The sequence below is a fragment of the Psychrobacter sp. 1U2 genome, assembly GCF_051847575.1.
Genome location: NZ_JBPYDC010001595.1, coordinates 1 through 566 on the forward strand (window position 1 = coordinate 1; position 566 = coordinate 566).

Genomic DNA, 566 nt, shown 5'->3' on the forward strand with positions numbered 1-566 from the left:
ACATAACTCGTTGATTAGCCAATGCTGGCTTTGAATGTAGGCAGCTAGTAGGCGTGTCATTTGGCCAGTACCTGCCCCAACCTCTAATACACTGTCTTGCTTATCATGAGCAATATTAGCTAGTAAAGCTCGGCATGCTTGCTGCTGAATATGAGCATGCTGGTCATAGTCATATGCGTTGCCAAAATGGCGAGCGATGGTTTGTTTTCTGCTGCTAAAACGAGAAGGCGTGGCAAGTATTTCCATATGGCTTAGTACATCCAATTCAGTCAATTGTTGCTTGATATAGTCAATCTTATAAAAATCAGCTACGGTTTGAGCATACTTTTACTGGCCTCTCTTGTCATCAAATTATTTTGAACCAGCTGGAGTAGAGGCTCTGTCAAACATCAGTTCTCAGTATCTTCTCAATCATAATTGTTGTATTAGCCGCTCACAGTCTTCACTTGTCAGTTTGGCATTCATAACCAGACGAATACGAGCGGTGTTGGCAGGAACCGTAGGCGGTCTGATAGGCAGCGCATAAAATCCTGTTGCTTGTAACTGCTGTGCTTTGGCAATCGTGC

1 pseudogene is annotated in these 566 nt (G+C 43.6%); it reads right to left on the reverse strand.

Annotated features, from left to right (window positions below):
- Positions 1–246 (reverse strand): annotated as a pseudogene (locus ACS8FD_RS23375) (methyltransferase domain-containing protein); the annotation flags it as partial.
- Between the last annotated feature and the right edge of the window lie 320 nt (positions 247–566).